Annotated in this window: 20 protein-coding genes and 1 tRNA gene; 11 read left to right on the top strand and 10 right to left on the bottom strand. The window is 64.7% G+C overall.

From position 1 onward, the window contains the following. Window position 1 precedes the first annotated feature (1 nt). The 6 genes from DX905_RS06610 to ptsP all read right to left on the bottom strand — a co-directional run bounded on the left by DX905_RS06610 (window position 2) and on the right by ptsP (window position 7,724). The gene (locus DX905_RS06610) at window positions 2-349 is read right to left on the bottom strand and encodes a hypothetical protein (protein WP_116090640.1); all 348 of its coding nucleotides are present in this window, start codon (window positions 347-349) and stop codon (window positions 2-4) included. After that, window positions 346-2,292, bottom strand: a complete 1,947-nt coding sequence (gene ftsH, locus DX905_RS06605; protein ID WP_116090639.1) for an ATP-dependent zinc metalloprotease FtsH — start codon at window positions 2,290-2,292, stop codon at window positions 346-348. The genes DX905_RS06610 and ftsH overlap by 4 nt, the downstream gene beginning before the upstream one ends. A 69-nt stretch (window positions 2,293-2,361) precedes the next feature. Beyond that, a complete protein-coding gene (gene tilS, locus DX905_RS06600) occupies window positions 2,362-3,426 on the bottom strand; it encodes a tRNA lysidine(34) synthetase TilS (protein WP_116092384.1) in 1,065 nt (354 codons plus the stop codon). 4 nt (window positions 3,427-3,430) lie between these two features. Then, entirely contained in the window at window positions 3,431-4,426 is a 996-nt protein-coding gene (locus tag DX905_RS06595) for a tetratricopeptide repeat protein (protein WP_116092385.1), read from the bottom strand. Window positions 4,427-4,496: 70 nt separating this feature from the next. After that, window positions 4,497-5,360 (bottom strand): helix-turn-helix domain-containing protein, encoded by an 864-nt coding sequence (locus DX905_RS06590; RefSeq protein WP_116090638.1) that lies wholly within the window; start codon window positions 5,358-5,360, stop codon window positions 4,497-4,499. Window positions 5,361-5,441: 81 nt separating this feature from the next. Next, complete coding sequence (gene ptsP / locus DX905_RS06585; protein WP_116090637.1) at window positions 5,442-7,724, bottom strand: phosphoenolpyruvate--protein phosphotransferase; 2,283 nt, start codon at window positions 7,722-7,724, stop codon at window positions 5,442-5,444. A gap of 177 nt (window positions 7,725-7,901) precedes the next feature. Here ptsP and DX905_RS06580 point away from each other — a divergent pair, with 177 nt between their 5' ends. Beyond that, complete coding sequence (locus DX905_RS06580) at window positions 7,902-8,243, top strand: PadR family transcriptional regulator (RefSeq protein ID WP_205412201.1); 342 nt, start codon at window positions 7,902-7,904, stop codon at window positions 8,241-8,243. Continuing rightward, on the top strand, window positions 8,243-9,190 hold the full coding sequence (locus DX905_RS06575; RefSeq protein WP_116090636.1) for a hypothetical protein: 948 nt from the start codon (window positions 8,243-8,245) through the stop codon (window positions 9,188-9,190). Before DX905_RS06580 ends, DX905_RS06575 begins: the two co-directional genes overlap by 1 nt. 91 nt (window positions 9,191-9,281) lie before the next feature. Here the strand turns inward: DX905_RS06575 and DX905_RS06570 are convergent, their stop codons facing one another. Both DX905_RS06570 and DX905_RS06565 read right to left on the bottom strand, forming a co-directional pair. After that, complete coding sequence (locus DX905_RS06570; RefSeq protein WP_116092382.1) at window positions 9,282-10,262, bottom strand: NAD(P)H-dependent flavin oxidoreductase; 981 nt, start codon at window positions 10,260-10,262, stop codon at window positions 9,282-9,284. Window positions 10,263-10,456: 194 nt separating this feature from the next. Next, complete coding sequence (locus DX905_RS06565) at window positions 10,457-11,716, bottom strand: aspartate kinase (protein ID WP_116090635.1); 1,260 nt, start codon at window positions 11,714-11,716, stop codon at window positions 10,457-10,459. Between the two features lie 364 nt (window positions 11,717-12,080). Here DX905_RS06565 and ubiG point away from each other — a divergent pair, with 364 nt between their 5' ends. From ubiG to DX905_RS06550, 3 genes are all read left to right on the top strand, one after another. Next, window positions 12,081-12,806, top strand: coding sequence for a bifunctional 2-polyprenyl-6-hydroxyphenol methylase/3-demethylubiquinol 3-O-methyltransferase UbiG (ubiG, locus tag DX905_RS06560; protein WP_116090634.1), 726 nt, complete (start codon window positions 12,081-12,083; stop codon window positions 12,804-12,806). A 72-nt stretch (window positions 12,807-12,878) separates the two neighbouring features. Further along, window positions 12,879-13,082 (top strand): hypothetical protein, encoded by a 204-nt coding sequence (locus DX905_RS06555; protein ID WP_116090633.1) that lies wholly within the window; start codon window positions 12,879-12,881, stop codon window positions 13,080-13,082. A 342-nt stretch (window positions 13,083-13,424) separates the two neighbouring features. Then, window positions 13,425-14,216 carry a hypothetical protein gene (locus tag DX905_RS06550; protein ID WP_116090632.1) on the top strand — a complete coding sequence of 264 codons (792 nt, stop codon included), beginning with the start codon at window positions 13,425-13,427 and terminating at the stop codon, window positions 14,214-14,216. Window positions 14,217-14,262: 46 nt separating this feature from the next. Here the strand turns inward: DX905_RS06550 and DX905_RS06545 are convergent, their stop codons facing one another. Further along, complete coding sequence (locus tag DX905_RS06545; RefSeq protein ID WP_162875497.1) at window positions 14,263-15,516, bottom strand: FkbM family methyltransferase; 1,254 nt, start codon at window positions 15,514-15,516, stop codon at window positions 14,263-14,265. A 194-nt stretch (window positions 15,517-15,710) separates the two neighbouring features. Between DX905_RS06545 and DX905_RS06540 the strand changes: the two genes are divergently transcribed. Then, complete coding sequence (locus DX905_RS06540) at window positions 15,711-16,859, top strand: acyltransferase family protein (RefSeq protein ID WP_240320751.1); 1,149 nt, start codon at window positions 15,711-15,713, stop codon at window positions 16,857-16,859. Between the two features lie 76 nt (window positions 16,860-16,935). On the opposite strand, the gene DX905_RS06535 is transcribed toward DX905_RS06540, so the two are convergent. Next, window positions 16,936-17,012, bottom strand: a tRNA-Pro gene (locus tag DX905_RS06535). A 145-nt stretch (window positions 17,013-17,157) separates the two neighbouring features. On the opposite strand from DX905_RS06535, the gene yajC reads away from it, so the two are divergent. The 5 genes from yajC (at window position 17,158) to DX905_RS06510 (ending at window position 22,259) form a co-directional block, all read left to right on the top strand. Further along, window positions 17,158-17,496 carry a preprotein translocase subunit YajC gene (gene yajC, locus DX905_RS06530; protein WP_116090630.1) on the top strand — a complete coding sequence of 113 codons (339 nt, stop codon included), beginning with the start codon at window positions 17,158-17,160 and terminating at the stop codon, window positions 17,494-17,496. 13 nt (window positions 17,497-17,509) lie between these two features. Continuing rightward, window positions 17,510-19,123, top strand: a complete 1,614-nt coding sequence (gene secD, locus DX905_RS06525; protein WP_116090629.1) for a protein translocase subunit SecD — start codon at window positions 17,510-17,512, stop codon at window positions 19,121-19,123. Next, window positions 19,123-20,088: a protein translocase subunit SecF gene (gene secF, locus DX905_RS06520; RefSeq protein WP_116090628.1), complete on the top strand. Its 966-nt coding sequence runs from the start codon at window positions 19,123-19,125 to the stop codon at window positions 20,086-20,088. Before secD ends, secF begins: the two co-directional genes overlap by 1 nt. Window positions 20,089-20,189: 101 nt before the next feature. Next, window positions 20,190-21,011, top strand: a complete 822-nt coding sequence (locus tag DX905_RS06515; RefSeq protein WP_116090627.1) for an outer membrane protein assembly factor BamD — start codon at window positions 20,190-20,192, stop codon at window positions 21,009-21,011. 30 nt (window positions 21,012-21,041) lie between these two features. Beyond that, complete coding sequence (locus DX905_RS06510) at window positions 21,042-22,259, top strand: M48 family metallopeptidase (RefSeq protein WP_240320750.1); 1,218 nt, start codon at window positions 21,042-21,044, stop codon at window positions 22,257-22,259. Window positions 22,260-22,271: the final 12 nt, after the last annotated feature.

Genomic DNA, 22,271 nt, shown 5'->3' with positions numbered 1-22,271 from the left:
GTTAACGGCAGGGGAATTTACGGTTCAACCCGGTTATGATCGCGTCGCGCGCGCTTGTGGTGGCGCGGTGCGCGGGTGGGACGGCAGCGACCATCGCCAGGATATCGTCGGAGCCGAGCCGAATGGCCTCCGGCGGGCAGCTGGTGGGCTTACGCGCCTGCGCGCGCCAAGCCTTGGCGTCGGCCGTGAATTCGCTCTTGAGCAGGCCGAGATCGGACGAGAACATCGCCATCATCCCCTTGGCCTTGAGCGCATCCGCCTTGGCCAGGAAGTCCGCGGCCGACATCGCCAGCGCGGGGCCGCAAAGAAAAAGGGCGGCCGATGCGGCCGCCCCGATCTTCACGGTCATGCGCCGGCAGGGCTCGGTTCGCCCCAGCCGCCGGGCCGGCGGCTCTTGGGGATGGACGAGGCGCCCGCGGCGAGCGCGCGCGGCGCGCGCTTGCTGTTGTCCTCGCGACCGATATCCTCGCCCTTGATCGCGCGCTTGGCCTCTTCGCCATTGAGCGTCTCGAACTCCAGCAAGGCTGCCGCGAGATGGTGCAGCTCGTCGAGATGGTCGGTCAGGACCTTGCGGGCCACATCCTCCCCTTCCTCGACGATCCGGCGGACCTCCTGGTCGATCATCCGCGCCGTATCTTCCGACACCGTCTGGCTGCGCGACACCGAATGGCCGAGGAAGACCTCGTCCTGATTGTCGCGATAGCGCAGCCAGCCGAGCTTCTCGCTCATGCCATATTCCATCACCATCGAGCGGGCCATGTCGGTCGCCTGCTGGATGTCGTTGGAAGCACCGGTATTGAGCTCGTCCGCGCCATAGATGAGCTGCTCGGCGATTCGCCCGCCGAAGCAGAGGGCCAGCCGCGCCTTCATCTGCTTCATCGTCATCGAATAACGATCACGCTCGGGCAGGTTCCAGGTAACGCCCAGCGCACGGCCGCGCGGGATGATCGTCACCTTGTGCAGCGGATCGCAACCCGGCACGTGCAGCGAGACCAAAGCATGGCCGGCCTCGTGATAGGCGGTGGCGCGCTTCTCGTCCTCGGTCATGACCATGGATTTGCGCTCGGCGCCCATCATGACCTTGTCCTTGGCTTCCTCAAACTCCTTCATCGCGATCAGGCGCTTGCCCTTGCGCGCGGCAAGCAACGCCGCCTCATTGGCGAGGTTGGCAAGATCGGCACCGGAGAAACCGGGCGTGCCGCGTGCAATCGTGCGTGGCTCGACGTCCGGCGCCAGCGGCAATTTCTTCATATGGACGGCGAGGATCTTCTCTCGGCCTTCGATGTCTGGACGCGGCACCACCACCTGGCGGTCGAAGCGGCCGGGGCGCAGCAGCGCCGGGTCGAGCACGTCCGGACGGTTGGTCGCGGCGATGATGATGATGCCTTCGTTCGCCTCGAACCCGTCCATCTCGACCAGCAACTGGTTCAGCGTCTGTTCGCGCTCATCATTGCCGTTGCCCAGGCCGGCGCCGCGATGGCGGCCGACCGCGTCGATTTCATCGATGAAGACGATGCACGGCGCGGATTTCTTGGCCTGCTCAAACATGTCGCGCACGCGGCTGGCGCCGACGCCGACGAACATCTCGACGAAGTCGGAGCCGGAGATGGTGAAGAACGGCACCTTGGCCTCGCCGGCGATAGCGCGGGCGAGCAGGGTCTTGCCGGTACCGGGCGAGCCAACCAGCAGGGCGCCCTTGGGAATCTTGCCGCCGAGCCGCGCGAATTTGGAAGGATCCTTCAGGAAATCCACGATCTCCTGCAATTCCTCACGTGCCTCATCAATGCCGGCGACATCGTCGAACGTGACGCGGCCCTGCTTCTCGGTCAGCATCTTGGCGCGGCTCTTGCCGAAGCCCATCGCGCCCGAACCCGCATTCTTCTGCATCTGGCGCATCACGATCCAGCCGATGCTGACCAAGATCAGGATCGGCATCGCCTGGACGAGGATATATTGCCACAGGCTGGCCTGCTCCTGCGGCCGGCCGCGGACGGTCACGCCCTTGCCGGTCAGCCGCTGGGTCAGCGTCGGATCAGGGATCGAATAGGTCTTGAAGGACGCGCCGTTGGTATATTTGCCGGTGATGACGCCCTCGGCGACATCGGCTTCCTTGACCGATCCCGCATCGACTGCCTGCAGGAAGTCGGAATAAGCGACGCTTTCACCCGCGCTGCTCTTGCTGCTGCCTTCGAACAGCGAGACGACGAGGACGATCGCCAGCAATATGCCGAGCCAGATGGCCAGGTTCTTGACCAGCGGATTGCCCGTCTGCGGTTCCTTGTCGTCCTTCATCGTCGGATCAGCCTTTCGTAGGCGACTAAAATAGGGATGCGCAGGTTAATGGCAATGGAACAGCTGCGATCAGTGCGATCGACGGCGTGGAGCCGCACGAAAATGCCAGATTGTCCCTTTGGCGGAAGCGAGCACATTGGCCTGTGTGGCTGCGCTCCCGGCTTCCAGCGCATCGAGCAAAGGTTCGATATTGCTGGCCTGGCTCCAATTCCCCCCGCTCATGCCCTGCATCATGAGAACATGGTTGATGCCGATCCGCGCCAAATACCGCTTCACGCCGCGGGGAAGGCCTCGGACATCGAAGCGGGCTTCGAGCGGATCGGCTTCCAGCGCGCGTTCCTGCCATAGCCACCGGCTGATCTCGAACAGGTCGGCATCCATGCCGGCGAGGTTTTCGGCGCTCCGCCCGATCTGAATGGGGTCGAGCCACGGCGCCTCGGCCAGCCAGGCGCGAAAGCGGGTACGGTCGAACCGTGGATCGTGGTTGCTGGGATCGTCGACGAAGGGCAGACACAGTTTTTCCGCCGCTTCGCGCAATTCCTGCCTGCGCCAGCGCAGGAGCGGGCGGAGAAGCACGACCGGCCCGTAACAAAGGCTAAAACCCCCATTGGCGCGGATCGCCAGCGATTCGATCGGCTGCTTGAGCGGAACCTCAATCTCGGTCCGTGCCCGAACAGCGGCGAGGCCGGACAGACCCGCGGCTCGGGCCGCGCGCATCAGAAAGGTCTCTGCCTGATCGTCCGCATGATGCGCCGTGCACAGGACAGGCGCCCCCTCGTCGACCGCCCAGCGCTTCAGCAGCAGATAACGCTCCTGCCGCGCCCAATCATGCAAATTGCCGCTCGCTCCCGGCGGGGCGGCGATCCGCAGCGTGGTGTGCGCTACCCCGATCTTTGCACAGGCTTGCGCGACCATTGCCGCCTCGTCGGCCGACCCGCGCCGCAGCCCGTGATCGACCGTGGCGGCGATTACCCGCCCCGGGAAGGCCGGCGCCGCCAGGCCGAGCATTGCCATGCTGTCCGGCCCGCCGGAGACGGCCAGCGCGATGCGGTGATCCGGGGGTTCGGCCGCGGTGAGAAGGCGACAATAATCCGCCCGGAAGCGGTCGATCAGATCGTCCGGCGCGGCATCCATCGCATCATTTGCACTTGGCGGCGGCGCGTCCGGCGGCAACCTTGGCCTTCAGCGACGCGTCGATCTTGTCGCCATAGGCCGAATTCAGCTCGTCATAGACTCGGCAGGCGTCGGTTGGCTTCTTGAGCGCGACCAGCGACTGGCCGAGGAAATAAAGGCTGTCGGGGGCGCGCTCGCCGCGCGGATTGGTCGTGTAATTGGCAGCAAAGGCTTCGGCTGCGCGCGCCGGCTGACCATCGTCGAGATAGGCGCGGCCGAGCAAATTCTGCGCATAACTGGCGCGCTTATGCTTCGGGTATTTCTTCGCGACCGCCGCCAGCATCGCCTCGGCCTGCGGATATTTCTTCTGCGTCCACAATTTGTAGCCGGCCATATAGGCATCTTCGGCCGGATCCGCGCCCGCCGTCGTCGTGGTGGTCGCATCGGCGGCATCGTCCGCCGCGGCCGGAACCGGCTTCACCGCCTTGCCGGCTGCAGGCTTGGCGGTCGCGGCAGCGGCCTTGTCGGGAATCGCCGCGCCCGGCTTGCCGCGCACCGGCACGTTGCTCCTTGGCGGCGATGCTGCAATTGGCTCCTCCTCCGCTGCGACCGTTGCGGCGCTGACAGGCGGCGCGGCGGCGGTCTCGAGCGTCTTCAACCGCAGCGTGAATTCCTGCCGGTCCTGCGCTGCCTGCTGCGACAACAGATCGAGCCGATGCTCGTCCTGCTCGACCTGGCCGGTCAGCTGCGCCACCGACCGTTCGAGGGCGTCGAGGCGCGCGGTCAGTTCGTTGAGTGGAGTGCTCGCCGGCGTGCCTGTTGTCGCCTGTACCTCGGGTGCCGCGATTTCAGGCTGCTGGAAAGCCGCGTCCCCGCCCGGGAACACCTTGCGCTGAACCGCCTTCAATTGCCGTTCGACGCGGTCGACGCGCTGGTCGAGCGACGGCGCCGGATCGGCCGCCAGCGCGGATGTGGCCGCGGTCGCGAGCAAGGCGGCGAAAACGATACGAAGGCGGGTCATGCGGGCTCCGGGATTGGCGGTCGCGTCAAGCATAGCGCAGCGAGTGCAGAGGAGAAGCGGGTTGCGACCGTCAGAGCGGGCCGGCCGCGTTTTCCACAGGAGTGGTCGAGTTGGCAGGCGGCTGCGCGGCAGGCGGCGGGGTCGCCACGCGCGCCATCAGGTCGGCCGGCTTGAGCGAGACGTCTTTGGCGATGCGGTCCGGATCCCCCACCGGCGGGATCGGCGTCTGGCCGACGCTGATAGTGGTCGATCCCGGCCGGCCGGTGGTCAGCAGCGGCGCCACGGCAGTGGCCGGCACTTCGAACCGGTCGCCCGCATGAAGCAGGCCGAAGAACAGGGATTTGCCCCCGTCTGCAACCTTGATCCACACATCCTGCGTCGCGCCGATCACGACCGGGCCGGTCGGCGAACTGGCATTCGTCAGCGGAGACGCGTCTGTTGCCACTGCGGTTTGCACGGGCGCCGCGCCTGGTGCCGGCGATGTCGGCTGATCGGATGCCGCGGCTGCGATCTGGCTCGGCTGCTCGGTGCTGCCGCGCCAGTAAAGATAACCGAGGCCAAGCACGATCGCGGCGGCCAGCGCCAGCAAGGCCAGGCCGAGCGGCGGCGTGCGGCGCGGATCCGCCGGCTCGTAAGGCTGCGGCTGCGTGCTTTCGGTCCGTGCGCCGCTCATCTCGGCACGAAACTGGGCCGCGAGCGCCGCGCCATCGAGGCCGAGCCGGCGCGCCAGTGTCTTGATGAACCCAACGCTGTAGGTCGCCGCGGGCAGGCCGTCATACTCGCAGCGTTCGATCGTGCGCAGGTGGCGTGTCGGGATGCGCGTGGTCGCCGCAATCTCCTCGACCGTGAGTCCCTGGGCTTCGCGCGCGGCGCGCAGCCGCTCGCCCACGCAGGGCGCCGTCGAAGTCTCGAACATCTCGTCTTCGCCGTTCACTATTATCCCCCGGCCTGGCGGACGACTTGATTTAGCTTGATTCGCGCACAGTGGCGCCAAACTGTCAAATCGCGACCCATTTCAGGCAATCCGTACACCATTGGCCTCGGCCCATTGCTGAAGCGCGCCGCGCATGTCGCGCCGCGGTGCGGCGAGCAGTTCCTTCATCGCGACGCGCAGAGCCGGCAGGTCAAGCGAGCGCACCATCGCCTTGACCGGGCCGATCGCGGCGGGCGTGATCGACAGCCGCTCAATGCCGACACCGATCAGCGCCATCGCCTCCAGCGGCTTGCCGCCCATTTCGCCGCAAATGCCGACCGGGACGTTGGCCGCGTCGCACTGCGTCACGACCCGCGCGATGAAGCGCAGAATGGCGGGCGAAAGCCAGTCGTAACGCTCCGCCAGCTTGGGATGGGCGCGATCCGCCGCGAACAGGAATTGGGTGAGGTCGTTGGTGCCGATCGACAGGAAGTCGAGCCGCGGCAGCAACATGTCGAGCACTTCGGCCAGCGCCGGCACTTCCAGCATCGTACCGTAGCGGATCGCCAGCGGCAGCGGCTTGCCCTTGGCCGCGGCGCTCGCGCGCTGCTTCTCGAACAAGGCATGGGCCTCGTCGAACTCCCACGGCTCCGACACCATCGGAAACATGACGTTAAGCGTACCGCCGGCCGCGGCCGCGATCAGCGCGCCTGCCTGCGCCTTCATCAGCGCGTCGCGTTCCAGCGCAAGCCGCAGCGCACGCCAGCCCATCGCCGGATTTTCCTCGTCCGCAGCGTCGGAATCGGAATTCATGTAGGGCAGTACCTTGTCGCCGCCGACATCGACCGTACGAAAGATCACCGGCTTGTCGCCGGCCGCTTCCATCACGTCGCGATACAGCCGCTGCTGGCGTTCGCGCTTGGGCAATTCGGCCGAAACGAGGAATTCGAATTCGGTGCGAAACAGGCCCACGCCGTCGGCGCCGGTCGTATCGAGCGCGGCCATGTCGTCGCGTAGGCCCGCATTGACCATCAGCGTGATGCGCGTGCCGTCGCGGGTGACCGGAGGCAGGTCGCGCATCGCCGCGAATTCGGCCCGGCGCTTCTGGCCGAGCGCCAGCTTGGTATCGAACGCCTCCTCCACCGAGGAGGACGGACGAACGAAGACATTGCCCTGGCTCGCGTCGAGCAGGACCATGTCCCCTTCGCCGATCGCGCGGCGGGCGTCGCGCACGCGGCCGATCACGGGTACACCCATTGCGCGCGCCACGATCACGACATGGCTGGTGAGCGAGCCTTCCTGCAGGATCACACCCTTTAGCCGGCGGCGATCATATTCCAGCAGTTCGGCCGGGCCGAGATTGCGCGCGATCAGGATCGAATCCTGGCGCAGGCCCATCTGCGCCGCCGTGCCGAGCTGGCCGGACACGATTCGCAGCAGCCGGTTGGAGAGGTCCTCCAGATCGTGCATCCGATCGGCCAGCAGCGGATCGTCGATCTCGCGCATCCGCATCCGCGTGCGCTGCTGCACGCGCTCGATCGCGGCCTCCGCGGTCAGCCCGCTGTCGATCGCGGCATTGATGCGGCGCGACCAGCCCTCGTCGTAGGCGAACATTTTGTAGGTCGCGAGAATGTCCTGATGCTCGCCCGCAGCGCCGAATTCGGCCTGACTCATCATGCGATCAATCTGGTCACGCATCTTGTCGAACGCAGAATAGACGCGATGGCGCTCGGCCTCGGTATCCTCTGCGACAGTATGCTCGACCACCACGCGCGGCTGGTGGAAGACGGCGAAGCCCGCGCCCATGCCGTCGACCAGTCGCAGTCCCGTCAGCCGCGCGGACGCGGTGTCGCGCGTGTCTGCGCCGCGCACCGTGGCCTCATCGATCAGGCCCGCGCCGGCGATCAATTCCGCCAGCACCATCGCCACCGTCTGCAGCGCCTCGATCTCGACATCGTCATAGCGGCGCGGGTCGGCATGCTGCACCGCCAGTACGCCGACCGCGCGCTCGGCACGCACGATCGGGACGCCGGCGAAGCTGTGATAGGTTTCTTCGCCCGTCTCCGGCTTGTAGGCGAAGTCCGGGTGGCTGGTCGCCTCGGCCAGGTTGAGCGTTTCGTTTTTCTCGGCGATCGTGCCGACGAGGCCTTCGCCCAGCGCCAGCTTGGTGACGTGCACCGCCGCCTTGTTGAGACCGCGGGTCGCGAACAGCTCCAGTTCGCCGTCGCGCAGCAGATAGATCGAGCAGACTTCGCTGTTGAGCGCCTTGGCGATGATGTCGACGACCTGGTCGAGCTTGGCCTGCGCCTGGCCGCGCGACGCCATCACGTCGTGCAGCCTCGTCAGTATCTCGCGTGCTGCGGAAGTGGCGGAGGTGGTGACCATTGGGCGAGGTGGCTACCAGATCGCACGGCGGCGTCCAATAACGCCTTGTGCCGCATCGGCTCGAATTCACCGCCATCGGCGATGCCCCGGTACGCTCATACTTCCTTCATCCGGGCTTGCCAGCCCTTTAACTGTGTGTCATACAGTATGTGATATACACCATGCGAGACGCAGCAAGTGCCGGTCGAAGACGATCTTTTCGAAAAATTGCGGATTGAGCTGCGGCGGGGCTCGCTCGTCATGGCCGTGCTCGGCGCGCTGCGCGAGGAACGCTACGGCTACACGCTGCGGCAAAGCCTCGAGGATGCGGGCCTGCCAATCGAGGAAAGCGCGCTCTACCCGCTGCTGCGCCGGCTCGAAACGCAGGGCATGCTCACCAGCGAATGGCGCGAGGAGGGACGGCGCAACAAGCGCTTCTACCGTCTGTCGCCCGATGGCGAGGCGATCCTCGCGCAACTTCTCGGCGAATGGAACGCGATCTCCGAATCGATCCTGCGCCTCACCGAAAGGACCAAGTGATGGACTTGCTGGAACGTTATCTCCACGCGGTGCGGTGGCAGCTGCCGGCCGCCAAGGCGGACGACATCATCGCCGAATTGCGTGATGTCCTGCTCGCGCGCCAAGAAGACCGCGAAGAAGCACTGGGACGGCCCCTCACCCGGCCGGAAATGAGCGCGCTCATCAAGGAATTCGGCCATCCGCTGGTGGTCGCCGCGCGCTATCGCAAGCAGCAATGGCTGATCGGGCCTGACGTATTCCCCTTCTATCTGTTCGTGCTGCGCATCACCTTGCTGGTCATTGTGGGCGTGGAGATCGCACTCGGCGCCGGCCGCACCTTGTTCGGCGGTCAGCCGCTGCCGCAGGTGATCGCCCAGACCTGGGGCGGCATCTGGATGTCGCTGATCGTCGATGTTGGCGTGCTGACCATCATCTTCGCTATCCTGGAGCGCACCGGCTTTCCGGCGGATCATCTGCGCCGCTGGAAGCCGGAGCAGCTGCCCGACCTCCGCTATCGGCCCAAGCGGGCGTGGGAAGCCGGCTGCGAGATCGCCTTGGACATCATGTTCCTGCTGTGGTGGGCGGGCATGATCCACATCCCCGTTTACACCAACGCCGCCAATTTCCGGATGGAGGCGGCGCCGATCTTCGCCGAACTCTATTGGCCGATCTTCGCGCTTGCCGCCGCCCGCCTGATCCAGAATCTGCTCGCCTGGTTGCGGCCGCGCTGGGGCGTCGTGCAGGCATTCTTGGCCGGCGCCACCACCATTGGCGGGCTTGTGCTCGTGGCGATCATCTACCGGGCCGGTCACTGGGTGAATATCGTCTCGACCGGTATGCCGACCGACAAGGCAGCCGAGCTCGCCGCCGCGATCAATCTCAGCATCAAGATCGGGCTGGTCGGCCTCGCCGCGGCATGGGCGTGGCATGGCCTGGTTGAGCTGTGGCGGTTGCTGCGCCGGCGGTAGACCGCCGCTTGATGCCGGTCATGGCTTAGATCCCCGGCGACCTTCGGCTCCTTGCGCTCGCAAGGACGACTGAGCGTCGCCGGACCCGGCCCTATCGCCGTGCCAGCGCCGCCTCGGCTTCGTCGAGCAGGGTGGCGATGATCTCGGTCACCGGCTCTTCCTTGGTGACCATGCCGACCGACTGTCCGGCCATGACCGACCCGCGTTCGACATCGCCGTCGATCACCGCGCGGCGCAGCGCGCCCGCCCAGTAACGCTCGATCTGCAGCTGGGCCTCGGCCATCTCGACCTTGCCCTCGTCCAGCAGCTGCGCGACTTCGCGCTGCTTGGCGGTGAACAATTCGCTCTCGGCATTCTTGAGCGCGCGCACGGGGATTACCGGCAAGCGCGGGTCGATCTGCACCGATGCGATCGCATCGCGCGCCGACGCCCGGATGAACGCTTTCTTGAAATTGGGGTGGGCGATGCATTCGCTGGCGCACACGAAGCGCGTGCCGAGCTGCACGCCCGCCGCGCCCATTTCCAGATAGCCCGCGATCAGTTCGCCACGGCCGATCCCGCCGGCGATGAATACCGGTACCTGCTCGGCGATCGTCGGCAGCATCTCCTGCGCCAGCACGCTGGTCGATACCGGCCCAATATGCCCGCCCGCTTCCATGCCCTCGATCACCAGCGCGTCCACGCCCGAACGGATCAGCTTCTTGGCGAGCGCCAGCGCCGGGGCAAAGCACAGCAATTTGGCGCCCGATCCCTTGATCCGATCGATCGAGCCGGTCGGCGGCAGTCCGCCGGCGAGCACGACATGGCCAACGCCGTGGCGGGTGCAGACATTGATCAGCTCGAACAGATCGGGGTGCATCGTGATCAGGTTCACGCCGAACGGCTTGTCGGTCATCGCCTGGGTCGCCGCGATCTCGGCATCAAGCAGGGCCGGCGTCATCGCCCCGCAGGCAATCACCCCGAACCCGCCGGCGTTGGAGATGGCGGAAACCAGATGCCGTTCCGACACCCACGACATCGCGCCCGCCATGATCGCATATTCGGTGCCGAGAAACTCCGCTCCGCGCCGCATCAACGCATCGGTGCGTGGGTGGCTGGTGCCGCCCCCCTGCTTGAGGCCATTGTCGGGGGAGCGGCTGTCAATGCTATGGACGATGTCGGTCATACGAGCGCTCTGCCCCCGACCGCCGTCGCCCGCAAGTTCCTCGTCGCCCCGGCCTTGAGCGGGGTGACGACGGGACCGGCCGTTTAACGCCTCACCGGCCGTCAGGCCGCCGTATCCTCGGCATCCAGGCCGTAAGCCGTGTGCAGCACGCGCACCGCCAATTCGGTATAATCCTCGTGGATCAGGACCGAGACCTTGATCTCGCTGGTGGTGATGGCGAGCACGTTGATGCCGCGGTCGGCCAGCGCCTTGAACATCTGCGCGGCGACGCCCGCATGGCTGCGCATGCCGACGCCGACCACGGAGATCTTGGCGACGGTGCTGTCGCGGATCATCTCGTTGAAGCCGATCGCCTCCCGCGCTTTTTCCAGCACGTCGAGCGCACGCGCCAGCTCGGCGCCGGGCACGGTGAAGGTCACGTCGGTCGAACCCGAATCGTGCGCCACATTCTGCACGATCATGTCGACGTTGATGTTGGCGTCCGCCAGCGGCATGAAGATCGCGGCGACCGCGCCGGGGCGATCCGGCACCGCGGTCAGCGTGACCTTGGCTTCATTCTTGTCGTGGGCGATGCCGGTGATGAGCTGGCGTTCCATGGTGATTCCTTCGATCTCGTCTTCGTCCACGATCATCGTGCCGGGGGTCGGGTCGTCGCCGGGCGCGTCAAATGAGGACAGCACCTGCACGCGCACCTTTTCCTTCATCGCGAGCCCGACCGAGCGCGTCTGCAATACCTTGGCGCCGACCGAGGCGAGCTCCAGCATTTCCTCATAGGTCACATATTTGAGCTTGCGCGCCTTGGGCACGATCCTGGGATCGGTCGTGTAGACCCCGTCCACGTCGGTGTAGATGTCGCAGCGGTCGGCTTTCATCGCTGCCGCCACCGCGACCGCTGACGTATCCGATCCGCCGCGACCCAGCGTCGAGACGCGGCCATCCTCGGTTACGCCCTGGAAACCCGGGATCACCGCCACCTCGCCGCCGGACATCGCTAGACCGATCTTATCGCTGTCGATAGCGGCGATGCGGGCCGAGGCGTGTGCCGCCGAGGTCGCGATCGGCAATTGCCAGCCGAGCCAGCTCCGCGCGGGTACACCCATTGCCTGCAATGTGATCGCGAGCAGACCGCTCGTCACCTGCTCACCGCTGGCGACGACCACGTCATATTCGCGCGGATCGTAGAGCGGGCTCGCCTCGCGGCAGAAATTGACCAATCGGTCGGTCTCGCCGGCCATGGCCGATACCACCACCGCGACCTGATTACCCTGGTCGACCTCATGCTTCACGCGCGCTGCGACATTGCGAATGCGCTCGATCCCGGCCATCGACGTGCCGCCGAACTTCATCACGATGCGTGCCATGGGAGCGGGTTCTTCGTAATTAAATTGCGGAAAATCGCGCCTTCGCGCTCGGCGGCCTGCTAGCGGCGCCGTCGTTGCAAGGCAAGCCAAGCCAAGCGCGGCCGCCTTTGAGAGATGCCACCCGCTGCTCTCTGGCATTGCGAGGAGCGGAGCGACGCGCCAATTAGGCCCGGAACTGGTTTGCTTGCCTGCGGCGACTTTCGGTTCGCTTCGCTCGCGATGACGGGCGGACGGTGACCCGACGACGCCGCCCGTTATAATCCGCGTCATTTCCTGGAGGGCGGAAATTCAATCTCCGCCTGGCCCGTGCCTCCCGGGGAATTCCAGCCTTCGCGGGAATGACGTTCTTCTGTAGACACGGCCTATGACAAGCATTGCCACGATCGATCCGGCCGAGGCCGCCCATTTCGGCAAGCTCGCCGCCGAATGGTGGGACCCGAAGGGTTCGTCCGCGATGCTCCACCGCCTCAACCCGGTGCGTCTGTCCTATCTGCGGGCGCAACTGGACGAAGCGTGGCACCTCGATCCGCGCGAACGCCGCCCCCTTGCCGGCAGGCGCGCGCTCGATGTCGGCTGCGGCGCCGGCCTGCTGTCGGAGCCGCTCGCCAGGCTCGGCGCGGCGGTGACGGGGCTCGACGCCGCGCCTGAGAATATCGCCGTCGCGCGCACCCATGCCGCCGGTCAGGGGCTCGCGATCGACTATCGCAGCGGCGAGGTCGAGCAACTTGCCGGCGAGCGTTTCGACCTGGTCGCGTCGATGGAAGTGATCGAGCATGTCGACAATCCGGCCGGCTTCATTGCCGCTCTCGCCGCCGTGCTCGCGGACGGCGGCTTGCTCGTCCTCTCCACCCCCAATCGCACGCCGCTGTCGAAGCTTGCCCTGATCACAATCGGCGAGGGCTTCGGCATGGTGCCGCGCGGCACGCACGATCATGACAAGTTCCTCACGCCGAACGAATTGACGGCGTTGGTGGAGCGGGCAGGGCTGATAGTGACCGACGCCGCCGGACTGTCCTTCGATCCCCGCATCGGCTTCACCCTCTCGTCGAACCTTGCCCTCGATTATCTGCTGACCGCGCGCCGAGTGTGACATCAATCCCCATGCGGCGGGCACCCGCCGCCGCTCCGCGCGTTGGGGCGGGACTGAGATGAGGATGAAGCGATGAACGCCGAAGACAAGCAGCGCGACGATGACCGGCCCTTCACGACGCTCGGCGGCGCAAACCAGGGCAGGAGCGGCGGCGGAGAATCCGGCGGCGGCGCTTACCCTAATCCCCACACCGGCAAAAAGCCGAAGGACGGTTTCATGGGCCATGGCGGCCAGACCGAGATCGATGAGAAGCCGGACCCGGGCGAGGTGAAGTAAGTCCCTTCGGCAAGATCGCAGCCGAAGTCACAAGCTGCCGCGTTTGGTAACTGCCCCGCGCGCTTTGGGGCTGTCTAGCCCCGGTATCCGTATCGGCCCTGGATGGCGCCAATCGAACGCTCAGTTGCGCCTAGCGGCGTCGGGAAGCTGCTCTACGCGATCGTACACCGCGGACGCGGGCTCAGCCATAGAGATGGCCACCCGTTCTATTTTTGCGCATGCCCGGCCTGGATCGCTAAAAGTGACCCCGCACCAAGCGTTTCGCCCAGAGCGGCCGATGGGCTATTGCTCAGGATCGAACGAGGCAATCCTGTTGCGAGCGATCCAGCGAGAGAGTGAATCATGTACATGCTCGGGCCAAATTATCAGCAACTTAACGCGATGGAGGCGACCACCGACGCGGAGCAGGGCGAGATGATTCGGCACATTCTCCGCCTGCTGCGGCCACAGCAGGTGAAGGGCTTCGAGAAGGTGCGTGTCGGTGCCGGGCATGATGGCGCCTACGTCATGCTCAACGATTTTACCGGGATCGACGTCGCCCTGTCCTTTGGCATCAACGACAACATCGAATGGGACAAGGTGATGGCTGACAAGGGCATCCTGATCCACCAGTTCGATCATACTGTCGATGATCCGGCACCGCGCGATCCGCGGATGTTTTTCAACCGCACGATGATCGGGCCCGAAAAGGGGGCAGGGGTCGAATCGATCTCATCTTTGGTCGCGCAGCATGACCGGGGCGATGCCAGGCCGAACATGATCCTCAAGATGGACATCGAATGCTGGGAATGGCCGACGCTCGAGGCGACCCTGCCCGAGACGCTTGGCCGGTTCAGCCAGATCGTTTGTGAACTGCATGGCTTCACTTTGATGTACGAACTGGGTTGGCGGCAGCAGATTTTCCGCGGCTTGCGGAAACTGGCCAAGACGCACGCGCCCATTCACATCCATGCCAATAATTATGGCGGCGGCGGTTTCGTCAGCGGGGTCGCCATGCCCAGCGTGGTTGAGGTCTGCTACGTCAATCGTGCGCTTTACGAGGTCGCGGAAAGCACCGAATTGTTTCCGACGGAGCTCGACCTGCCATGCAACCCAGACCAGGCGGATATCTGGCTCGGCCGCTTCGAATATTGAGGCATCGCCGCGGCGTCGTCAGGTGGCCGGGATCAAACCGGTCGGATTATCCGTCCTTTTCTATTCCATGAACTTCCATCGGGTCGAAAATTATCGGCAGGGTGTAACCGGGTTCGTTCAGCGGTTCGCCCGGCTTAACCTTCTTCCAGACCACGTCCCAATTGGTCCCGCTATGGCCCGGGCCCATGCCGAAATCCCGTCTTCCGATTTGCGCGAAGCCGGCTGCGCGCAGCAGCTCGTCCAGCTGGCGGAGCGATGGATTACCGGAGCGTGCCTGAAAGTCCGAAGCCTCGCATTTCACATAGTCGAAATGCTCCAGGACCCCCGAGGCGCCCTTGAGCACCATCAGCTCCGCCCCCTCCGTATCGATCGTCAACGCCTGATATTGGGAAATATCGATCGCGCCGCTGCGGACGAGCCCGGCAAGCGTGGTGCTGACCAGCTTTCGGCTCTCGACATATTCTATCCCGGGAAACAGCTCGGCATGGCCTTCGAGCGGCAGGATTGAAGACGACGCCCCGCCATTATTCGCGATCCGGAACTCTATTTCTTGGCCCTCTTGGTCGGTGAGAAGCGCGTTCAGCGCTCGCTGACGCGGGTAGCGCGCAATGTTGTCGACCAATTCTTGATAGATTTCGCTTATGGGTTCGATCCACAGGACCTCGAGGCCGAGGAGCCAGTAATAGCGGCGCTCCTGGCCGTAATTGGCTCCGATGTGGACCACTCCGGAAACGTTGCGAAGGTAGCCGTCGAGAAACTCGCGCTCATACTCCCATGCACGGTGCTGGCTCCCCTTCGGGGAAACGGTGGTGCGGGCCTCCGGCAGCGCTGTGACCTCGACGTCCTGCGCCACGAGCAACGGCACTTGTCCGTTAGCCTGGACACGATATTCCAGCCGCCGGGCTTCAGTCAGGCCGAACTTCAGTACGAACGGCGCGTTTCCCTGCGTCAGCTCCGAAAACAGAATTCGCCGCTCGGTAATCAGGTGCCGCCCGTCGTTGGTCATCACCTCGATATGAACGCAGATTGGATCCTCTAGCGGCGCGGTCGCATCGGCAAGCCCAATCCCAAACTCGACCTGATATGCGCCGGCATCGCGCTCCTCGTAGGGGCCGTACATCACGACCCCCCGATCGCTGGCGTCGGTCTGGACGCAAGTCCGTCCTTCGACCGAAACGTCCACGCCAAAGCTGCCGCGAATCAAGCGCGTTGTCGTCATAGAAACCTCATCTCTTCCTGGCTCCCATAGCCGGGCATCTAGCGGTGTCGCTATAAGCCCTTCGCGAAAGATCGCGCGCAAGGGAAGATGGTCGGCTCAGATTCGAGGCCGAAAGCCATCAAGCACAAGCCGGGACCTGGTCTAGTAGAAGCAATCCCCGTATGGTCGGCGATGGCCGCTATCCGCCAACCATGCGGGCTGTCCCTCAATAGCTGACCTGGGTTGAGAGAATAGCCGGTGCGTTGTACTTGCTGCGCTGCAGCAAGGGGCGCGCGATGGCGAGAATCGAATGCCTGGACGGCTTGCGGGGCATCGCCGCGCTATGGGTGTTGGTCGGCCATTGCATGATTTTGACCGGATTTTTCCTGCCGATCCTCGGTCAGCCGGATTTGGGCGTCGATCTATTCATCTATCTGTCGGGCTTCCTGATGGTGTTCCAATACGACCTGCGGAAAAGCAGGGAGGATTGGCGTAAGCCTGATGTGTGGATGGGCTTCTGGGTCAGGCGTTTCTTTCGCCTTTCGCCGGTCTATTTCTTGCTGCTGACCGTCGCATTGCTCGCTGGCAGGGCGATGTACGCGGATCGGGTGCTAATCGATACCTTCGTCGGGGCCCCTTTGCAGATGCCAGAGCGCTACATTGACGCCAGCGCGGCAAACTTCCTCATGCACCTTACTTATGCTTTTGGGCTGGTGCCCGGCTATTCCTATAGGACGCCGCTGCCGGACTGGAGCCTGGGGCTCGAGATGCAATTCTATGCGGCGTTCCCGTTCGTCGTGCTGTTCGCACGCAGGATCGGATGGCTCGCCGCCGCTTCTTGCGTAGCAATGCTCGCGGTCGGCGCCGTGGTTGCGCTGAAGGCAATGCAAATAGCGTTTCCGATGCCATCCTTTCTTGCGCTCAAGATGCACATGTTCCTCGCCGGCATGCTGATCGCCGCGGCTGGGAAGCAGAAGGTCCCTTACCTCCTCTTGGCCATGGGCCTGGCTGCTATTCCCATCGGGGGGCAACGGGACGTTCTCCACCTCGTGGTGCGCGAACTGCTGCTGATCATCGTGTTCGGATTGATCCACTGGCGCAGCACCAGCCTGTTCGATCGTGCGTCGGCTGTGCTCGGTTCGCCGCCATTTCATTGGCTGGGCGAGCTCTCCTATGGGGTCTATCTGATACACTTGCTGATCCTCCATGCGGTCGCAGCATGGGCGATTGCGCGATGGGGCCACGGAATTTCCAGTGCCGTTCGTTTTTTGCCTTGCTTTCGGGATCGCGGCGCCTGCCGCTTATGTCGCTGCGTTCGTAACGTATTCGCTGCTCGAACGGCCGGGCCAGAAGCTCGGAAAGAGGCTGCTCGCCATGTTTTCCCAGCGCCGGCTTGCGGGGCAAACGCCGGCGGAGGAGATCGCTGCCCCCTGATCTCGCGCTAACGTTGATAGAACTGCATCGCCTGCCGGCGCGACGAGTGCTCGCTGCGAAGCCAGGGGCGCCTCTCAAGCTAAATACTGGTCGGGGCGACAGGATTCGAACCTGCGACCCTCAGACCCCCAGTCTGATGCGCTACCAGGCTGCGCCACGCCCCGACCTAAGCGCCGGCCAACTAGAGAGAAGGGCCGCGCTTGGCAAGCACGGCATTGCTCGCCGCAACGCGCCGTGATAGGCGCGCCGCTTCCTGCAGCCGACACGCGATTTCCGCGCGGCGCACCAGCATTTTCGGGGCCGTCACACATGTTCGCATCGCCCGCTTACGCCCAGGCAGCCGGCGCAGCGCCGCCCAGCACGTTGCAGGCGCTCATGGCCTCACCGCTGCCCATCATGGTGGTCATCCTCGCCATCTGGTGGGTGCTGTTCATCAATCCGCAGCGCAAGGCACAGAAGGCGCAGCGCGCGAAGATCGAGGCCGCCAAGAAGGGCGACACGGTCATCACCGCGGGCGGCCTGATCGGCAAGGTTATCAAGGTCGACGGCGACGAGGTTGAGCTGGAGCTCGGCCCCAATGTCCGCGTGCGTGCGCTGCGCTCGACGCTCAGCGAGATCCGCCCGCTCGGCGCCCCCGCGAACGACTGACGCGGGAAAGACGATGCTCGATTTTCCGCGCTGGAAGGTGATTTGGATCTGGCTGCTCTTGCTGGCCGGAGTCGCCCTCGCAGTCCCCAGCCTGATGCCCGAAAGCGTCGCCGGCCGGCTCGGCCTGGCGGGCATGCCGCGCATCAATCTCGGCCTCGATCTGTCGGGCGGCAGCCACTTGCTGCTCGAGGCGGACACCGCCGATCTCGCCAAGCAGAACCTGCAGCGGATGGAAGACACGATCCGCACTGAGATGCGCCGCGGCGATACCCGTATCGATATCGGTGACATTTCGACTGCAGGCGGCCGGCTGTCTTTCTTCGTACGCGACATCGGCCAGCTCGACGCAGCGGTCGAGCGCGCTCGCACCCAAACCCAGGCGGTTGGCGTGACCGGTCAGCGCGATTGGAACGTCAACGTCGTCGATTCGACCCGGATCGTCATGACGCCGACCCAGGCCGGCACCGCCGATAGCGCCGACAAGGCGATGAAGACCGCGACCGAGGTCGTGCGCAAACGCATCGACGCGCTCGGTACCCGCGAGCCAACCATCGTCCGCGAAGGCGCGACCCGCATATTGGTGCAGGTCCCCGGCCTGCAGGATCCCGCCGGCCTCAAGGCCTTGATCGGCAAGACCGCCAAGCTTGAATTCAAGATGGTCGACATGAATGCCGATCCTGCACAGGTCCAGGCGGGCCACGCGCCGCCCGGCAGCGAGATACTGCAATTCGCCAAGGATCCGGGCGAGCCTGCCAACGCGCCGCCGCGCTATCTCGCCGTGCAGCGCCGTGCGATCCTGTCCGGCGACGATCTGATCAATGCCGATCTCAGCCGCGACGACAATCAGCAGCCGGCCGTCAGCCTCAAGTTCAACCCGTCGGGCGGGCGCAAGTTCGCCCGCGCGACGCAGGAGAATTCGGGCAAGCTGTTCGCGATGATCCTCGACAATCAGGTCTTGTCGGCGCCGCGCATCGACGAGCCGATCCTCGGTGGCAATGCCATCATCCACGGCAGCTTCACCGTCGACAGCGCCAACCAGCTCGCCATCGCGCTGCGTTCGGGCAAGCTGCCGGTCGCCTTGAAGGTGATCGAGGAGCGCACCGTCGGGCCGCAGCTCGGCGCCGATTCGATCCACGCCGGCGTGATCGCATCGATCATCGCCAGCGTCGCCGTGATCGTGTTCATGCTCGTCACCTATGGCCGGTTCGGCGTCTACGCCAACCTGGCGGTGATCTTTAACATCTTCGTCATCCTCGCCGTCATGGCGTTGCTCAACGCGACGCTGACGCTGCCCGGCATCGCCGGCTTCGTCCTGACGATCGGTACCGCCGTCGACGCCAACGTGCTCATCAACGAGCGCATCCGCGAAGAGCGGCATCGCGGCCGCGGCGTCGTCCAGTCGGTCGAGCTCGGCTACAAGGAAGCCAGCCGCACGATCTTCGAAGCGAACACCGTCCACTTCATCTCGGGCATCATCATGCTGTTGCTCGGCTCGGGCCCGGTCAAGGGCTTCGCGGTGGTGCTCCTGATAGGTATCTTCATCTCCTATTTCACCGCGGTCGTCTTCACCCGCATGCTCACTGCCGGTTGGATCAGGCGTAATCGCCCGACGGAGATCCACATCTGATGCGCCTCCTCAAGCTTGTCCCCGATCACACCAATATCGGGTTCGTCCGCCTGCGTTACTGGGCCTTCGCGCTGACCGCAGCGCTGACGCTGGCCGCTGCGGCATTGGTCGGCGTGCGCGGGCTCAATCTCGGCGTTGATTTTGTCGGCGGCGTGCTGATCGAGGCGCGCTTCCCGACCTCGCCCAGCGCGGATCAGGTGCGGACGGATATCGATCGGCTCCATGTTGGTGAAGCCGCGCTGTCCACCTTCGGCGCGCCCAACGTCTTTTCGATCCGCCTGCCCCTGCCGGCCGCCAGGGACGAAGGCGCGACCAATCGCCTGATCAACGGCGTCGAATCAGCGCTCAAGGCGAAATATGCCGGCGTCACCTTCAACCGTGCCGAGACGGTCTCCGGCAAGGTGTCGAACGAGCTGATCCGCAACGGCCTGCTCGCGGTGTTTCTGGCGGTGCTGGCGATCGCGATCTTTTCCTGGCTGCGCTACGAATGGCAGTTCGGCGTCTCGACCTTCGTCGCGATCATGCACGACGTGCTGGTGACCCTGGGCTTCTTTGCGCTCACTCGGCTGGAGTTCGATCTCAACATCGTCGCCGCCGTGCTCACGATCATCGGCTATTCGATCAACGACAAGATCGTGATCGACGATCGCATCCGCGAGAATATGCGCAAATACCGCCAGATGGACATGCGCGCTCTGGTCGATCTGTCGGTCAACGAGACGTTGCCGCGAACGGTAATGACCTCGCTGACCGTATTGCTCGCGCTGGGTTCGCTGCTGATCTTCGGTGGACCGGTGCTGCGCGGCTTTACCGCGGCGATGATGCTGGGCGTGATCGTCGGCACCTACAGCTCGATCTACGTGTCGAGCTCGCTGCTGATCTCCCTCGGACTAACCCCGCAAATCTCCTCATCGGGCAAGAAGAGCCCCAGCGGCCCCTCGTCCGGCGCGGAGCGGGTCCGCTGAGAAAGCGCGTTCCGCTTCATGTGACGGCAATCTCGACGCCCCTATCGTCGCGCCTCATAACACTTCCCGCGCTTCGGGTGCTGGTCTAAAGGGTCGCCTCTATGCGTCTTTCCCGTCTTCGCTCCGCGCTCGCCGCGAGCCTCGTCTCCGCCCTTCTCCTGACCGGCAGCGCCGGTCACGCCGCCGACAAGAAGGCGAGCAAGGAGAATAACCGCTACGTCGCTCGCGACGTTGAGACGCTGTACAATGCTGCCAAGAACCAGCTCGACCGCAAGCGCTACAAGATCGCAGCCGTCCTGTTCGACGAGGTCGAGCGCCAGCATCCTTATTCGGTATGGGCGCGTCGGGCCGAGCTGATGAGCGCGTTCAGCCATTATCTTGCGCAAGATTATCCGCAGTCGATCGAGAGCGCGCAGCGCTTCCTGTCGATCCATCCGGGCAACAAGGACGCGCCCTACGCGATGTATCTGATCGCGGTCGCTTATTACGAGCAGATCGGCGATGTGAACCGCGATCAGAAGATCAGCGCGCAGGCGCTCGACGCCATGGGCGACCTCATTCGCCGCTATCCGGATTCGCCCTATGCGTCCGACGCGCGGCTCAAGGTCGATCTGATCAACGACCATCTGGCCGGGCGCGAGATGGATATCGGCCGCTTCTACCAGCGCCGCCACGAATGGCTCGCCTCGGTCTACCGTTTCCGCAAGGTGGTCGATACCTACCAGACCACCAGCCATGTGCCGGAGGCGCTGCTGCGCCTGACCGAAAGCTACCTGGAATTGGGCGTGCCGGAGCAGGCGCATCGTACGGCCGCGGTGCTCGGCGCCAATTTCCCTGGCAGCGACTGGTATCAACGCGCCTACACACTTATCCAGAAGAACGAAGGCACGCCGTCGAAGGGTAAGGATAAGGCTAAGGCCTGATCGGGCCTGCCCGACGCGAGGGGAGGCATGATGAGCGCATTCGATCCGGCCGCGGCGACCGCCGCTTACATGGCCACCCTCTCTCCGGCAGCGCACGCCAAGGCGACTGCCTATACCCATGGCGGCGAATGGCTTTTGTTATGGTCGTGCCTCGTGACGATCGCTGCAGCCTGGCTGATCCTGAAGAGCGGCATCCTGCTGCGGCTGCGCGAGCGTCTCAACCCGAATGGCGACCGGCCGAAGCGCACGATACTTGCCGTCGCCGCGACGTTCGTGCTGCTCGATTTCCTGATCCAGCTGCCCTGGACGATCTATACCTCCTGGTGGCGCGAGCGCAGCTATCAGCTCAGCTCCCAGTCGCTGGCCAGCTGGTTCGGCGACACCGCCAAGGCGCTTCCGATCTCGCTGATCATCACCACTCTGTTCCTGCTCGCGCTCTACACTTTGGTCCGCCGGGCACCGCGCAGCTGGTGGCTGTGGGCTTCGGGCGTGGCGGTCGCCGGCGTGATCCTGATGGTGGTGATCGCCCCGATCTTCATCGAGCCCTTGTTCAACCGATATACGCCCGCTCCCGATGGCCCGGTACGCACCGAGGTGGTCAAGCTCGCCGAGGCAACCGGCGTGCCGCACGACAAAATCCTGATCTACAACGGCTCCAAGCAGTCAGATCGCTACACCGCCAACGTCTCCGGCCTGTTCGGCACGGCGCGCGTCGCGATGAGCGACACGATGTTCAAGCAGCATGCCGACATGTCCGAGGTGATCGGCGTCGTCGGCCACGAGATGGGCCATTACGTCCACAAGCACATCCTTTGGTTTGCCGGCTTCATGTGCGTGATGGCGGTCGCCGCCTTCTGGTTGATTGATCGCCTTTATCCCGCCGTGCGCGCGCGGATCGCCGGCACAAGCGGGATTGGCGGCCTGGCCGATCCAGCCGGGCTACCGGTGTTGATGATCATCGCGGCTATACTCGGCCTGCTTTCCACGCCGCTCAGCACGAGCATGACGCGGTTCGCGGAAAGCGATGCCGACCGCTTTTCGCTCGCCAACGCCCATCAGCCGGATGGTCTGGCCAAGGCTTTGGTCAAGACGATCGCCTATCGCGCATCCTCGCCGGGCTGGCTGGAGGAGATGCTGTTCTATGACCATCCCTCGGTGGAGCGCCGCGTGCGACGAGCAATGGAGTGGAAGGCGGCACATCCGAATCATGTCGGCGCGCCATACGGGCCGCTACCGCCCGGCGCCTAGCAACGCTATCTA

The organism is Sphingomonas crusticola, assembly GCF_003391115.1.
Taxonomy (GTDB): Bacteria; Pseudomonadota; Alphaproteobacteria; order Sphingomonadales; family Sphingomonadaceae; genus Sphingomonas_I; species Sphingomonas_I crusticola.
Note: the sequence above shows the minus strand (reverse complement) of the source record. Positions and strands in the feature narration are given on the sequence as shown.